Raw genomic sequence first — 15,417 nt, forward strand, 5'->3', positions numbered from 1 at the left:
TTATCTCTATTTTTAATTAAAAATTGATGATAAATCATTAATACACCCGAAAAGAATACTGAAATATCATAAAAAGTGGCCATATCGAAAATTTCTGATATTTTCATAAAGACCAGAACAAGACCAATTTGCAACAATGCAAGAATTAATCGGTCATAACTTGCAAACAATACGGCAGTGGACTTAACCCCAATTTTTAAATCTTCCTCGCGATCGGCCATGGCATACATGGTGTCGTAAATTACTGTCCATATGATTGTAGCAGAAAAAATCCACCAAGCACTATCCGGAACATTATTATTCGTTGCCGCAAAGGCCATTGGCACACTCATTGCAAAAGCACTTCCCAGAATCGCCTGAGGCAAGTGCGTCCAACGCTTGGTAAAAGGATAAAGTGTCGCCAAAAGGGCGGCAATAACAGCCAACTGAACTGTGAGTGTATTTGTAAAGAGCACCAAAGCAAAAGCAGATGCGATCAAGGCCGAAAATAATTTTAATGCACTAGTCGCTGAAATCTCACCTGAAGTGATCGGTCGATGCTGAGTACGCTCAACATGTTTATCAATATCACGGTCAGCATAATCATTAATAACACAGCCTGCCGAGCGCATCAAGACAACGCCCATTATAAATATAACCAATAGCTTTGGTTCAGGCCAGCCGTCTGCCGCTAGAAATAATGCCCAGAGTGTTGGCCACAAAAGTAAATAAATCCCGACCGGCTTATCAAGGCGCATGAGTCGAAAATAAACATTCATAACGACCCTATAAACTGCTCAAGCTCAGCTGACAGAGGCGCCTTAACTTTTTGAATTTCATCGGTTAATGGATTGGTAAAAGTTAATTGATGTGCATGTAAAAATAAACGCTTAAGCCCCATGAACTTAACTTGACGGTCAAACTCTTTATCGCCATACTTATCGTCACATGCAATCGCATGCCCGGCGTGCTTTGCATGCGCACGAATCTGGTGCGTGCGCCCTGTCTCAATAGTCACCTCTACCAAAGAAGCTGAGAAATCACCTTTACTAAAGTTTTTAAGAGGCTGAAAATGACTAATAGAATGCTTACCTTTGCTATCCACTACCGCATATCTGGAATTTTGGTGCAGTGGCGCATCAATGGTATGACGCTTCTTTGACCACACTCCTTTAACTAAGGCTGTATAGCGTTTCTCCATCTCATGTCTATTAAGTTGTTCATGCAGGTTCTTAAGCACACTGCGCTTTTTGGCAATTAATAAGACCCCTGACGTAGCTCTATCAAGGCGATGGACCAGTTCAATAGGCTCTTTATAAACAGCTCTTAATGCTTCAATGACACCCGTATCAACACCACTACCGCTATGCACTGCAACACCACTAGGCTTATTAATAATCACCAGCCCTTTATCTTCGTAAATAATAGCATTTAGCAGCACTTGCTTAAGACTATCTGAGACATGAGATGGTTTTTTCTCGCTTACTTTAATAGGTGGAATACGCACAACATCATCTTGTTGAAGTTTGTAATCAGCTTTTTTTCTACCTTTGTTAACACGCACTTCACCCTTACGTATTACTCGATAAATGTGAGATTTGGGCACCCCCTTAAGAATCTTAACTAAAAAATTATCAAGGCGCTGACCTGAAGAAAATTCATCAATTGTCTGAAAAGTGACAGCCATCAGTTGGAAAAAAACAAGTTTTTAAAATTATTCGTTGTTGTCTGCGCAATCTCATTAACACTCACGCCTCTGATTTCTGCCAACTTTTCAGCAACATAGTAAGTATAGGCTGGAGAGTTAGGCTTTCCTCGGTTAGGGACAGGTGTTAAATAAGGAGAGTCTGTTTCGACTAGGATACGATCAGCAGGAATTTGTTTAGCAACTTCACGAAGCGCATCAGCACTCTTGAACGTTACAATGCCCGAAAAAGAAATATAAAACCCTAAATCTAGAGCCGCTTGAGCAGTCTCCCAATCTTCTGAAAAACAGTGCATTACGCCAGCATTGGCTTTTTCTTCAGCCATAATTTTGATTGTATCGACTTTTGCATCACGTGTATGTATGATCATTGGCTTGCCTGATTGATTTGATGCTGCAATATGGCGTCTAAATCTATCTCTCTGCCAATCAGCAGATTCTTGTTCTACATGAAAATAATCTAGTCCAGTTTCACCAATGGCAATTATGTTGTCATCATTTGCAAGCTTAAGCAACTCATCAACACTTGGATCTTTACCTTCTAATTCAACTGGATGCACACCAACTGAGGCGTAGATTTGTGGGTGCTTTTGGGCTAGCGACAACACTTCATCAAAATGCTCCAAATCAATACAAACACAAAGGAACTCCTTGACTGATAGTTCTTCAGCATGAGCTAGCATACTGTCAACACTACCACCAAATTTATCAACATCTACGCGATCTATATGACAATGAGAATCAATAATATGCATTTTACAGTCCTATTTTTTTGAACCAATTTTTGGCTTTATCATCCAAATCATCAGTTAATTGGTTAAATTTGCCACGTAGTTGTCGACGCACACTTTCTTTAATCTCATATTCATTAAGTTTTAGACCGTTTTTCTCAACTTCTGTTTGAATTCGCATCAAGGCAATCTTCATAATTTCAGCACCAGCGCGATCTAACAAAATTCCTTTATCTTGGCCAAATTCGTAGATGACAACATCTGGCACATTAACGGTTTGTCTAAGCCATTGGGTGTCAATGAACAATTGAGTATTAATAATACTTAGTTGTTTAATTTTTACACGATGTTTTTTATTATAGCGACTACCTTGAATAATCTCTTTTTGTGTATCAATATTTTTTTCGTTTGATTGAGCATCTAGCTGCTTAAGCAGTTCAACCAAATTAACTTTTTGATCTTTTTGCTCTAATGTAAATAATAAGCCATCAAACTCAAGTCGATCCAACACAATTAATCCCTTCTGGGTTTCGTCAGAAAAAGAAGCGCTTAGATGATTTAACACAAATGCGTTTTCATTTGAGAAATGGGCTGGATTTTTTACTTCCACAAAATCAACATTTATTTTTTTTTCAGGCCAATCACTTCTTAATTCAGCAATACTAATAGGTGCGTTGAAAGATTTTTGTCCGTAAAATTCCATGGCTGATTTTGTAATTTGATCAAAGAAAATGACCATAACAACCGCTATCATGAATACTAGAATTGTTACATAATATAAAATTTTCTTCATGATTAGCTTGTTTGAATTTCCAAAAAATAACGCCGGTCAGATACATAAGGTACGCTCACTTGATGTATCTGTATTTTAAAATTATCTAGAGGTTCATCTGCAAAATGATCTCCTTTCATTAGTAAATAACTGCCATTATCACACAATAAATGCTTAGTTAGCTTTAAGGTTTTGTCAACTTCTGCAAACGCTCTAGAGGTTATTTGTGCAAAGCAGTTCTCAGGCTGATACTCTTCTACTCGCTGATTAACGACGGTTAAGTTATTCAATTTTAATTGAGTTTTAGCAAATTGCATAAAACGACATTTTTTACCTACAGTATCTAGCACAGTCACTAACAACTTTGGTTTCATGATACTAATAACAATGCCTGGTAGACCTGCACCAGAGCCTACGTCTAATAGCGGGCCTGAATTGATATACGACACAACGGACAAGCTATCCAACAAATGTTTTTTAATGCCTTCTTCACTACTGCGAATTGCACTTAAATTATAGGTTTTGTTCCATTTTATAATCAACTCTAAATATTGTAACAATTGATCAACTTGTATCGAATCCAGCTCAATACCCATTTGCTCTGCACCCTCTGCAAGTAATGCTTTATTGGTCATAATTTTTTATAAGTTTTAAGGTATACCAATAAAATTGAAATAGAGGCCGGAGTTAAACCCTGAATACGACTGGCTTGTCCAATAGTTTCTGGCAGATGTTGTGTTAGTTTCTGACGAACTTCGGCTGAAAGGGCTTTGATAGCTTGATAATCCATATTGGCTGGCAACATAGTATCTTCATTTTTTCTATATTTTTCAATCTCATCCTTTTGACGCTTAATATAACCTGCATATTTAATTTGATTTTCAACTGCAGCTATCAATTTATCATCCGATAAATAAGGCCTGCCAGAGTCAATCTGGCTCAGAACCTTATAGTTCACTTTAGGGCGCTTAAGTAACTCCAACAATGAATATTCATGATTTAGCGTCTGGCCAAGCACACCACTAGCTTGTGTATCACTCGCCTGTATCCAGGTTGTGTTTAAGCGATCCTTTTCTTGATCCACTGTCGCATACTTTTGTTCAAATGCCCTCCATCTATCCTCGTCAATCAAGCCTAATTTATAGGCTGCAGGCGTTAATCGTTCATCTGCGTTGTCCTCACGTAATAATAGTCTATATTCCGCCCTTGAAGTAAACATACGATACGGTTCATTAGTACCCTTGGTAATAAGATCATCTACCATTACGCCAATATAACTTTCATCACGTTTCGGTAGCCATGGTTCTTTTTCTTGAACAGAGCAAGCAGCATTTATACCTGCCAACATACCTTGTGCAGCTGCCTCTTCGTAGCCTGTCGTGCCATTAATCTGTCCAGCAAAATACAAATTAGCGATACGCTTTACTTCTAAAGTCTGTTTCAAGCCACGTGGATCAAAAAAATCATATTCTATTGCGTATCCTGGTCGTATAATTTGCGCATTCTCAAAACCTTTAATTGAATGAATAAAATTAACTTGAACCTCATAAGGTAGAGAGGTTGAAATGCCATTTGGATAAACCTCATTAGTTTCCAACCCTTCTGGCTCAACAAAAATCTGGTGAGAGTTTCGCTCTTCAAATCTAACAACTTTATCTTCAATAGAGGGGCAATATCTCGGACCAATACCTTCAATATTACCTGTGTACATAGGCGAATCCTTGAGACCTGCTCGAATAAAATCGTGCGCTTTTTCATTCGTATGAGTAATAAAACATGAGATTTGTTGAGGATGGTCTTCTGCTTTACCCATAAATGAAAAGCTTGGTAACGGATAGTCTCCAGGCTGTTCTTGCATCAAGGAATAATCTAAAGTACGCCCATCTAATCTTGGTGGAGTTCCTGTTTTTAAACGCCCCACTCCCAGATCATATTCACGTAATTTTCGAGATAATGGATTGGATGGCGCATCTCCTGCGCGACCGCCTTGAAAATTCTTTTGTCCAATATGAATAATGCCACCTAAAAAAGTGCCAGAAGTCAAGACCACTTTATCAGCTGTAAAAGTTAATCCCATCTGCGTAATCACGCCAACCACTTTATCATTGTCGATAACCAGATCGTCTACGGCTTGTTGAAATAACGATAGATTTTCTTGATTCTCTAGCGTATAGCGAATGGCAGCTTTATACAACACGCGGTCTGCTTGAGCTCGTGTTGCTCTTACAGCTGGGCCTTTCGAAGCGTTTAAGGTGCGAAATTGTATGCCAGCCTGGTCTATGGCTTTTGCCATAGCACCGCCCATAGCATCAATCTCTTTAACCAAATGCCCTTTACCAATACCACCGATAGCCGGATTACAACTCATCTGCCCTAGTGTTTCAATATTATGAGATATCAATAAAGTTTTTACCCCCATGCGCGCGGAAGCTAATGCAGCTTCCGTCCCCGCATGTCCACCACCAATAACAATCACTGAATAATTCGTATCTTGACTCATGTACTTCCTTTGCAATAAAAAAGGCTCGTTAAAACGAGCCCTTTAAATATTTGACCCTTAGGCGCTTACTTTACGTTTGCGTCTAATTCTCCTGATAAATATCTCTGATTCATGCGATCTAATGAAGAAATCGTAATTTTATCTGCTTTACCTGCAGAACCAAACGCTTCAAAACGCGCTGCACAAATTTCAGTCATAGCTTCTGTAGAAGCCTTTAAGAATTTACGTGGATCGAAGTTCGAAGTATTTTCGATTAAGTGTTTACGAACTGCACCTGTTGATGCCATACGTAAATCTGTATCAATATTTACTTTGCGTACACCATTTTTAATACCTTCTTGAATTTCGCTAACTGGAACACCGTAAGTTTGTCCCATATCACCACCGTAATTGTTAATGATTTCTAACCAGTCTTGTGGTACTGAAGAAGAGCCATGCATTACTAAATGTGTATTTGGTAAACGTTCATGAATTTCTTTGATACGATCAATACGCAAGATCTCACCATCAGGCTCTTTCGTAAACTTATATGCACCATGTGACGTACCAATAGCAATTGCTAGAGCGTCAACGTTTGTTTGTTTAACAAAATCAGCAGCTTCTTCAGCAGAAGTCAATAGCATGTCAAGATCTAATTTACCTTCTGCACCATGGCCATCTTCTTCACCCATTTCACCCGTTTCTAATGAACCTAGACAACCTAATTCACCTTCAACTGATACACCACCCGCATGTGCCATCTTAACAACTTCTTTAGTTACAGCAACGTTATACTCAAAAGAAGAAGGAGTCTTGCAATCTGCCTCTAAAGATCCGTCCATCATAACCGATGAAAATCCAGACTGGATTGAACGTAAACATACTGCTGGTTCAGAACCGTGATCCTGGTGCATTACTACTGGAATATGTGGGTACATTTCAGTCGCTGCTGAAATTAAGTGACGTAAGAACGGCTCACCCGCATATCCTCTTGCGCCAGCTGAACCCTGCATAATAACAGGTGAATTGGTTCTATCAGCTGCTTCCATGATAGCGTGAACTTGCTCCATGTTATTGACGTTAAACGCCGGCATACCATAGCCGTTTTCTGCTGCATGGTCTAATAATTCTCTTAATGAAATTAACATTTTTTCTCCTTTTATTGTTTCTAATTATTTACTAATAGTCGTCGTCGCCAACACGAAGTATCTTCATCATGTTTGTACCACCACCTGTATTATCTTGATGCATTCCTTTGGTTAATATTACCAAATCACCATCTGCAACAACATTGTTTTTTGTCAGTGTATCTACCACACTCTTATTTACATCACCCCAGTTAGTGTTGACCACTTCATTTATTCCACATGGATACACACCACGATACAAGGTAACCTTACGTAAGGTGCTTACATTTTCACTTATAGCATAAATAGAGACATCTGAACTAATTCTAGACATCCATAACGCCGTGTAGCCGGTTTGTGTTAATGAGGCTATTACTTTCACGCCTAAATGGTTGGCTGCATACATGCTACTTAATGCAATAGTTTCATCAATATCTTTAAAGCTTTGATTGAGTCTATGTTGTGAAACTTTTGCAATTGGATTCTTTTCAGCTTCAAGACACACTTCAGCCATGGTTTCAACTGCATTTTTTGGATAAGCACCGGCTGCTGTTTCAGCAGAGAGCATTACCGCATCGGTGCCATCAAGTACTGCGTTTGCTACGTCAAATACTTCCGCACGTGTTGGAATCGGGTTTTCAATCATTGACTCAAGCATTTGCGTTGCCGTTACGACAATACGATCATTTGATCGTGCCATTTTAATTAATCGCTTCTGTTGCGCTGGCAATTGTGCATCACCAATTTCAACACCCAAATCACCTCGAGCAACCATTATACCGGCAGATTCTTTAATAATATCCAAAATGGTTTCTTCTTTCAAAGATTCGGCGCGTTCAATTTTTGAAATAACACCTGCATGACTTCCGGCCTGTTTTAGCAACGTTTTGGTTTCACGTACATCATCACCATTAATCGGGAAAGACAATGCAACATAATCAGCCTTAGCTTTAGCAGCTGTAAAGATATCCTTCTTGTCCTTTACAGTCAGTGCGTTAGCTGATAGTCCGCCACCACGTAAATTAATACCCTTTTTGTCTGAAAGAATACCACCTTGCTTAACAACTGTATTAATCTTATTTCCAACAATTCCAGTTACTTCTAGTACAATTTTTCCATCATCTAGAATTAAGATATTTCCTGGATTGACTTCTTGAGGAAGTGTTTTATACGCAATACCAACAGACTGCTGATCACCTAATAAGTTATCTTTATCTGCATCTAGTGCAAAACTATCACCATTGTTAAGTTCAATTTTTATGCCATCTTTAAAAGAGGCAATACGTATTTTTGGACCCTGTAAGTCCATCAATACACCAATATAGGTGTCGTTCGCCTGTGCCCAATCACGTACCGCCTTAACTCTTCCCAAATGTTCTTCTTCCGAGCCATGAGAAAAGTTAATACGTACAACATTAACACCCGCTGCTAGAATGCTTTCTAAAACCCCAGGCTTATCCGTTGCCGGCCCCAAGGTTGCTAAGATTTTAGTTCTTCTAGTCAAGTGTTACTCCGCCGCTCTTTTTTCTAAAATTTCTACTGCTGGTAATTTTTTACCTTCAAGGAATTCTAAGAACGCGCCACCACCTGTTGAAATATAGCTTACTTTATCTTCAATATTGTATTTATCAACCGCTGCTAAAGTGTCTCCACCGCCTGCAATTGAAAATGCATCGGAATTAGCAATTGCCATGGCAACGGTTTCTGTGCCACCAGCAAATTGATCAAACTCAAAAACGCCTACTGGGCCGTTCCAAACAATGGTGCCTGCATTTTTCATAATCTCTGCTAATTCATCAGCTGAATCAGGGCCGATATCAAAAATCATGTCGTCATTAACTACAGCTGTTGACGCTTTGGTTTCTGCTGCTGCAGTTTCAGAAAACTCCTTGCCACAAACTACATCTGTTGGTACAGGGATTTCGCAGTCCTTCATTAATTTTTGTGCTGTAGGAATTAGATCATCTTCACATAAAGATTTTCCGACATTATTGCCTTGTGCTGCAATGAATGTATTAGCAATACCGCCACCAACAACCAACTGATCCACAATCTTAGATAAAGACTCTAAAACGGTTAATTTTGTTGATACTTTAGATCCACCAACAATTGCAACCATTGGACGCTTAGGATTATCTAGTGCCTTGCCTAACGCTTCAAGTTCACCTGATAGCAACGGACCTGAACAAGCAATAGGCGCATATTTAGCAACGCCATGTGTTGAAGCTTGTGCACGATGCGCAGTACCAAAAGCATCCATAGCAAAGATGTCACACATTGCTGCCATACGCTTAGATAGAGCGTCATCATTTGCCATTTCGCCTTCGTTAAAACGTACATTTTCACAAAGCACCACTTCGCCATCACTCATGTCAACGCCATCTAGCCAGTTCTTTTCTAAGCGTACTGTTACGCCTAAAATTTCTGTTAATCGATCTGCTACCGGTTGTAATGTAAATTCATCACTATACTCGCCCTCAGTTGGGCGTCCACGGTGAGACATAAGTAATACCTTAGCGCCTTGTTTCATAGCCATCTGAATGGTTGGGACAGAAGCTTTAATACGCTTGTCACTTGTTACAACACCATCTTTAATTGGCACGTTTAAGTCTTGACGAATTAATACTTTTTTAGAGCTTAGATCTAGATCTGACAAATTGATAACTGACATTATTTCTCCTACTATTTATTCAATTGACTGATTAATAATATTAATCAGTGCTTGCTCAACAGGTTCTATTAATGAAGATACATCCTCATTAGTTAGTTGGGCAATATGTTTAGAGGGTGACGCCATACCAATTCTGGTGACGCCATCCATTGTATATACCGAAATTCGACAAGGTAATACACTTGCCAAATTCATATCCTTTTCCAGAATATTCTTTGCAACCACTGGATTGCAGACTTCAAACACATGACACGCTTCTTCTAATGTCTGGCCTTTTCCAGCCAATGTTTGTTTAATATCGTAAGAATGCAAAATTCCAAACTTATTGTTTGGAACTGCTTCTTTTAATTTTTCAATAACTTCTTCAACACTAAGCTGAGAGTCTTTAATGAATAAATCTGGCATATTAAAACCGGCCCGCAAATGCAAGCCGTAATTTAATTATTAAGCAATGTGCTGAACTAAACGAAGCATGTTACATGTGTAACCATACTCGTTATCGTACCAAGACACAACCTTAACAAACGTATCGTCAAGTGCAATACCTGCGCCCGCATCAAAAATTGAAGATTGGCTAATACCGCGGAAGTCAGAAGAAACAACTGACTCATCAGTGTAGCCCAATGTACCGGCCATTGAACCTTCAGAAGCCTCTTTCATTGCAGCACAAATCTCTTCGTATGTTGCTGGCTTATCAAGCTCACAAGTTAAATCTACAACTGAAACGTCAACTGAAGGAACACGGAAAGCCATGCCCGTTAGTTTGCCGTTAAGCTCTGGCAATACAACGCCTACAGCCTTAGCAGCACCTGTTGATGAAGGTATGATGTTTTCAAATACTGCGCGACCACCTCTCCAATCTTTCATTGAAGGACCATCAACCGTTTTCTGTGTTGCAGTAGCAGCGTGAACCGTAGTCATTAAACCACGCTTTAAGCCCCACTTATCATTAATTACTTTAGCAATTGGCGCTAGACAGTTAGTTGTACATGAAGCAGCAGAAACGATTGCTTGGCCAGCGTACTCAGAATGGTTAACACCGTAAACAAACATAGGTGTACCGTCTTTAGAAGGTGCCGATTGAACAACTTTCTTAGCACCTGCATCGATGTGTGCTTGACATGACTCTTCAGTTAAGAAGAAACCCGTACAATCGATTACGATTTCTGCACCGATTTCGTCCCACTTAAGGTCCGCAGGGTTACGTTCAGCAGAAAGACGAATCTTCTTACCGTCAACAATAAAGTTATTGCCTTCAACCGCTACTTCGCCGTCAAAACGACCTTGAGCTGTATCGTACTTAAGCATGTATGCTAAGTAATCATTTTCTAATAAGTCGTTAATACCGACTACTTCTAGTTCTGGAAAATCTTTCTTAATTGCACGAAATGCCATACGACCGATACGACCAAAACCATTAATACCTACTTTAATTGCCATTTTACTTACTCCTTTTTACTTTTATTGTTAATGCCAAATTGGCATTAATTATTTCTATTTCAACCCTGCTACAAATAGCACGAGTTAATTATATTTATTTATCCTAAAACTTTCTTTGCAGTTGCAACCACGTTGTCTACTGTAAAGCCAAATTCTTTAAACAATTCACCTGCTGGCGCTGACTCACCAAAAGTTGTCATACATACCAAACCACCGTCTAAACCAACGTACTTGTACCATGCATCACCAACACCCGCTTCAATCGCAACGCGCTTAACGCCCGGTGTTAATACTGAATCTTTGTAGGCTTGATCTTGCTCATCATAAGCATCTGTACAAGGCATTGAAACTACACGTACGTTTGCGTCCATTGCTTCAGCTGCTTCAACTGCTAAGCCAACTTCTGAACCAGTAGAGATAAAGATGATATCAGCATCGCCATCACAATCTTTAAGTACATAGCCGCCTTTTTCAATGTTAGCTACTTGCTCTGCCGTTCTAGACTGAGGTGTTAATGCTTGGCGTGAGAACACCAATGCTGTTGGCGCTTCACCACGTAACATTGCCATCTTCCAAGATACTGCAGATTCGATTGCATCACAACCTCTCCAAGTTTGGAAGTTTGGAATCATACGCATTGTTGCAATTTGCTCAACTGGCTGATGCGTTGGACCATCTTCACCCAAACCGATTGAGTCATGTGTGTAAACATAAATTGTGCCAATTTTCATTAGAGCAGACATGCGCAGTGCATTACGCATGAACTCCATAAACATGAAGAATGTTGCGCCGTAAACTTTAAAACCGCCATGAAGCACCATACCATTCATCATGTGTGCCATACCAAACTCACGAACACCCCATGAGATGTAGTTACCATCAGCATTGTCAGCGTTTACTTTAACTGTGCCTGACCAATTAGTTAGGTTAGAACCAGTTAAGTCGGCAGAGCCACCAAACATTTCTGGCAATAGTGGACCCATTGCTTCGATTGCTTTTTGAGACGCTTGACGTGATGCAATGTTTGGCATTTCGTCTTGAGTGTTAGCAATAAACTTATCCATTTCCATTTCAAAGTTTGCTGGTAATGTACCTGACATACGACGCTCAAATTCAGATGCGTCTTCAGGGAATTCAGCTTTATATGCTGCAAATGCATCATTCCAAGCCGCTTCATCCGTAGCGCCTTGTGCTTTATGATCCCAACCCGCATAGATATCAGCAGGGATTTCAAATGGCGCTGAAGTCCAACCTAATTCTTTACGTGTTGCTGCAATTTCTTCATCGCCTAACGGTGCACCGTGACAATCGTGTGTGCCACATAAATTTGGAGAACCAAAACCAATTACTGTCTTACAACAGATTAAAGATGGCTTATCAGTTACCGCTTTAGCTTCTGTAATTGCTTTGCTGATTGCGTCAGCATCATGGCCATCAACTGCAACAACATGCCAATCGTATGAATTAAAACGTCCTGGAACGCCTTTCTCCATCCAATCGCCAATGTGGCCATCAATTGAAATATCGTTGTCATCCCAGAATGCAATTAATTTTCCTAATCCTAGCGTACCAGCCATTGCACATGATTCATGTGACAAGCCTTCCATTAAACAACCATCACCCATAAATACGTAAGTGTTATGATCTACAATTGTGTGGCCCGGCTTGTTAAATTGTGCGCCTAGTGTGCGCTCAGCAATTGCCATACCAACAGCATTGGTAATACCTTGTCCTAATGGTCCAGTTGTTGTTTCAATACCTTCAGCATAACCATACTCAGGATGGCCTGCAGTTTTAGCATGCAATTGGCGGAAATCTTTAATATCATCCATACTTAATTCGAAACCCGTTAAATGTAATAACGAGTACATAAGCATTGAGCCGTGGCCGTTTGATAAAACAAAACGATCGCGATCAGCCCACTTTGAGCTAGTTGGGTTGTACTTCATGTGGTCGTTCCAAAGCACTTCAGCAATGTCAGCCATACCCATTGGTGCACCTGGATGGCCTGAATTTGCTTTTTGAACTGCGTCCATGCTTAGGGCGCGAATCGCGTTTGCTAGATCTCTGCGTGATGGCATATTAAATTTCCTTAAATGCAAAAAGAAAATAATTATACGCAAAAATTACATAACTATCAAGGATGGTTTAAATAGCTGTTTTTAAAGGGAAAAGCTTGCTAAAGCTTTCCATTGGTCAAATATAATTCAGCACGATCTATTTTTTCTGGGGCGCCACTTAACACGAGATGATCTTCTACTCTTAATCGAGTTTCGTCTGACGGATTATTACCACGAATACTGCCACGCTTAATAGCTACCACTTGAATGTCAAACTTCTCTAATTCAAGCGATCCAAGTGTTTTACCTGTGGCAAATATATCTTCACTCAAGACAACTGTGTGAAAAATGCCCTTCATCACCTGATGCTCTTCCATCGGATTGTCATCTTCACCAGGATAAAAATTTTCTAATAAATGATAACGGTTTTTCCGAATACCTCTAATTTCTCGCAATACTTTTCTTGGTGGCTCTCCAATCATAAGCATTAAATGCGAGGCCAGCATAATACTTGCTTCAAATGTATCGGGAATCACCTCACTTGCGCCCGCTTCAATCAGTTCGTTGACATGTGCATCATCTGGCGTTCTCACTAAGATTGGAATATATTTATTAATATGGCGTATATTCTTTAAAATTTTAATTGACGCATGGAAATCACTAAAAGTAACAATTACAATTTTGGCTTTATTTAACGATGCCGCCCTTAAAATTGTCTCTTTAGCCGCATCACCATAGTACACACTCTCACCAGCATCATACGCCTCTCGAACGCGCTTAATATCCATATCTAGCGCAACAAAAGGCTTATTTGATTTAGTTAGAAAACGACTCACTGTTTGTCCAACACGGCCAAAGCCACACAAAATCACATGTTGATTTAAGTGTTCACTGTTTGCACTAATACTGTGTTCAATCTCATTATGGCTAAATGCATAAGAGCTCTTATGCCATTTTTTTGCAATTTGCCCATTAAACTTTACTAAAAACGGTGCCATAGACATGCTTAAAACCGCAGAGGTTAACAAAATATTACCAATTTCTAAGGGTAGCAATTTATAAGTAAATGCCAATGTTATTAATACCAGTCCAAATTCTCCCACTTGGGATAACGATAATGCGATACGTAAAGCAACGCCTCCATCCTTTTTAAATAGCCTGGCAATCACATACAAAACAACCCCTTTAAGCAAGACAATGCCAATTGTAATAGCAACAATGAACCATAGATGTTGTTGCAACACCTCTAAAGAAATTAACATACCCACTGTCACAAAGAACAGGCCTAGTAAAATATCCTGGAATGGGCGAATATCTGATTCAATTTGATGGCGATATTCTGTTTCACTAAGCATCATACCTGCCAAAAATGCACCTAAAGTCATCGACAAACCCATCTGTTCAGTAAAAGCAGCTGCGCCAAGTGCAACTGTCAACACAGTTAATGTAAATAACTCTTGGGATTTGGCACAGGCTACTTCATGAAACAAAGGCTTAAGCAGATACTTACCAATTAAATGCATAATAATGACAACAAAAACACCTTTTACAAAGGCAATAGCCAATGTTGCACTTAAGGTATTTTCAGCTGCATTAGTGAGCGCCAAGGCAGGAATTAAAATTAATAGTGGAATCGCAATAATATCTTGAAAGATTAATACACCTAGCGCAGACCGACCATGACGAGAATGAATCTCAGATTGCTCTGTTAATTGTTTAATAACAATAGCTGTTGATGACAAAGCAAAAGCACCAGCAACTACAATATTAGTATTTGTATCCAATCCTGCCAAATAGCCCACTATATAAACCAAAAGCGCCGTTGTTGCAACCTGCGCAGTACCGAGGCCAAATACCTGTCGGCGCATAGAAATCATTTGCGTGAGTGAGAACTCTAGTCCGATGGCAAACAATAAGAATACAATGCCAAATTCAGCTAACAGTTCAATATTTTCTTCTTTGTCAATCAAGCCAAAGCCATTGGGTCCGACAATAATGCCCACAATGATATAGCCTAAAATCGGTGGAAAATGAAGCCTTCGTGACAACGCCACAATCACTACCGCAATAGCAAGCAATAAAACAATAGGGATGAGTAAATGTTCATTCATGAGTATATTAAAGTCACTAGAGAAAAATACAAAAAGATATTCAATTGTAACCAAAAAAACGCTTGAAGCTGACTATAAAAAATAATATTGTAATTTTCTTATTGCTAGGATGATCTATCAAACTACCAGTCAACAGCTCTACTCATGGGAGAGGTCAATATTAAAAAAAAAATTAGCACAATAAATTCTTTTAAAGGAATGTGAGCCAAAATAAAAAGACCCAGCAAAAGAAAAGCCAATAAAAAAAAGGGTTTAGTGAAAAACACTAAACCCCTTATTGTATATGGTGGTTATAGGTGGACTTGAACCACCGACCCCAGCATTATGAATGCTGTGCTCTAA

At 39.4% G+C, this 15,417-nt stretch carries 13 protein-coding genes; all 13 read right to left on the reverse strand.

The features are described from left to right. On the reverse strand, nt 1-758 hold a 758-nt coding region (ubiA, locus tag P8M52_RS02325), incomplete at its 3' end, for a 4-hydroxybenzoate octaprenyltransferase (protein WP_300306753.1). Continuing rightward, the gene (locus tag P8M52_RS02330; protein ID WP_300306756.1) at nt 755-1,666 is read right to left on the reverse strand and encodes an RluA family pseudouridine synthase; all 912 of its coding nucleotides are present in this window, start codon (nt 1,664-1,666) and stop codon (nt 755-757) included. The genes ubiA and P8M52_RS02330, both read right to left, overlap by 4 nt. Then, nucleotides 1,666-2,439: a TatD family hydrolase gene (locus tag P8M52_RS02335; RefSeq protein WP_300306758.1), complete on the reverse strand. Its 774-nt coding sequence runs from the start codon at nt 2,437-2,439 to the stop codon at nt 1,666-1,668. Before P8M52_RS02335 ends, P8M52_RS02330 begins: the two co-directional genes overlap by 1 nt. Before the next feature lies 1 nt (nt 2,440). Beyond that, nucleotides 2,441-3,208 carry a hypothetical protein gene (locus P8M52_RS02340; RefSeq protein WP_300306760.1) on the reverse strand — a complete coding sequence of 256 codons (768 nt, stop codon included), beginning with the start codon at nt 3,206-3,208 and terminating at the stop codon, nt 2,441-2,443. 2 nt (nt 3,209-3,210) lie between these two features. After that, nucleotides 3,211-3,822, reverse strand: a complete 612-nt coding sequence (gene rsmG / locus P8M52_RS02345; RefSeq protein WP_300306762.1) for a 16S rRNA (guanine(527)-N(7))-methyltransferase RsmG — start codon at nt 3,820-3,822, stop codon at nt 3,211-3,213. Then, nucleotides 3,819-5,687, reverse strand: a complete 1,869-nt coding sequence (mnmG, locus tag P8M52_RS02350) for a tRNA uridine-5-carboxymethylaminomethyl(34) synthesis enzyme MnmG (protein WP_300306764.1) — start codon at nt 5,685-5,687, stop codon at nt 3,819-3,821. Before mnmG ends, rsmG begins: the two co-directional genes overlap by 4 nt. Nucleotides 5,688-5,752: 65 nt before the next feature. Continuing rightward, complete coding sequence (gene fba / locus P8M52_RS02355) at nt 5,753-6,814, reverse strand: class II fructose-bisphosphate aldolase (protein ID WP_300306766.1); 1,062 nt, start codon at nt 6,812-6,814, stop codon at nt 5,753-5,755. Nucleotides 6,815-6,845: 31 nt separating this feature from the next. Next, on the reverse strand, nt 6,846-8,297 hold the full coding sequence (gene pyk, locus P8M52_RS02360; RefSeq protein ID WP_300306768.1) for a pyruvate kinase: 1,452 nt from the start codon (nt 8,295-8,297) through the stop codon (nt 6,846-6,848). 3 nt (nt 8,298-8,300) lie between these two features. Further along, nucleotides 8,301-9,464, reverse strand: a complete 1,164-nt coding sequence (locus tag P8M52_RS02365) for a phosphoglycerate kinase (RefSeq protein ID WP_300306771.1) — start codon at nt 9,462-9,464, stop codon at nt 8,301-8,303. Between the two features lie 15 nt (nt 9,465-9,479). Continuing rightward, the gene (locus P8M52_RS02370; RefSeq protein WP_300306774.1) at nt 9,480-9,869 is read right to left on the reverse strand and encodes a DUF302 domain-containing protein; all 390 of its coding nucleotides are present in this window, start codon (nt 9,867-9,869) and stop codon (nt 9,480-9,482) included. 39 nt (nt 9,870-9,908) lie between these two features. Continuing rightward, entirely contained in the window at nt 9,909-10,904 is a 996-nt protein-coding gene (gap, locus tag P8M52_RS02375) for a type I glyceraldehyde-3-phosphate dehydrogenase (protein WP_300306776.1), read from the reverse strand. 98 nt (nt 10,905-11,002) lie between these two features. Beyond that, the gene (gene tkt / locus P8M52_RS02380) at nt 11,003-13,006 is read right to left on the reverse strand and encodes a transketolase (RefSeq protein ID WP_300306779.1); all 2,004 of its coding nucleotides are present in this window, start codon (nt 13,004-13,006) and stop codon (nt 11,003-11,005) included. Nucleotides 13,007-13,083: 77 nt separating this feature from the next. Beyond that, entirely contained in the window at nt 13,084-15,075 is a 1,992-nt protein-coding gene (locus P8M52_RS02385) for a monovalent cation:proton antiporter family protein (RefSeq protein WP_300306782.1), read from the reverse strand. Nucleotides 15,076-15,417 lie beyond the last annotated feature (342 nt).

The organism is Candidatus Thioglobus sp. (genome assembly GCF_029243085.1).
Taxonomy (GTDB): Bacteria; Pseudomonadota; Gammaproteobacteria; order PS1; family Pseudothioglobaceae; genus Thioglobus_A.

Coding starts and splice junctions, on each gene's coding strand:
- mnmG (WP_300306764.1), bottom strand. CDS start 5,687: ATGAGTCAAGATACGAATTATTCAGTGATTGTTATTGGTGGTGGACAT.
- P8M52_RS02385 (WP_300306782.1), bottom strand. CDS start 15,075: ATGAATGAACATTTACTCATCCCTATTGTTTTATTGCTTGCTATTGCG.
- gap (WP_300306776.1), bottom strand. CDS start 10,904: ATGGCAATTAAAGTAGGTATTAATGGTTTTGGTCGTATCGGTCGTATG.
- fba (WP_300306766.1), bottom strand. CDS start 6,814: ATGTTAATTTCATTAAGAGAATTATTAGACCATGCAGCAGAAAACGGC.
- P8M52_RS02335 (WP_300306758.1), bottom strand. CDS start 2,439: ATGCATATTATTGATTCTCATTGTCATATAGATCGCGTAGATGTTGAT.
- P8M52_RS02365 (WP_300306771.1), bottom strand. CDS start 9,464: ATGTCAGTTATCAATTTGTCAGATCTAGATCTAAGCTCTAAAAAAGTA.
- P8M52_RS02330 (WP_300306756.1), bottom strand. CDS start 1,666: ATGGCTGTCACTTTTCAGACAATTGATGAATTTTCTTCAGGTCAGCGC.
- P8M52_RS02340 (WP_300306760.1), bottom strand. CDS start 3,208: ATGAAGAAAATTTTATATTATGTAACAATTCTAGTATTCATGATAGCG.
- P8M52_RS02370 (WP_300306774.1), bottom strand. CDS start 9,869: ATGCCAGATTTATTCATTAAAGACTCTCAGCTTAGTGTTGAAGAAGTT.
- rsmG (WP_300306762.1), bottom strand. CDS start 3,822: ATGACCAATAAAGCATTACTTGCAGAGGGTGCAGAGCAAATGGGTATT.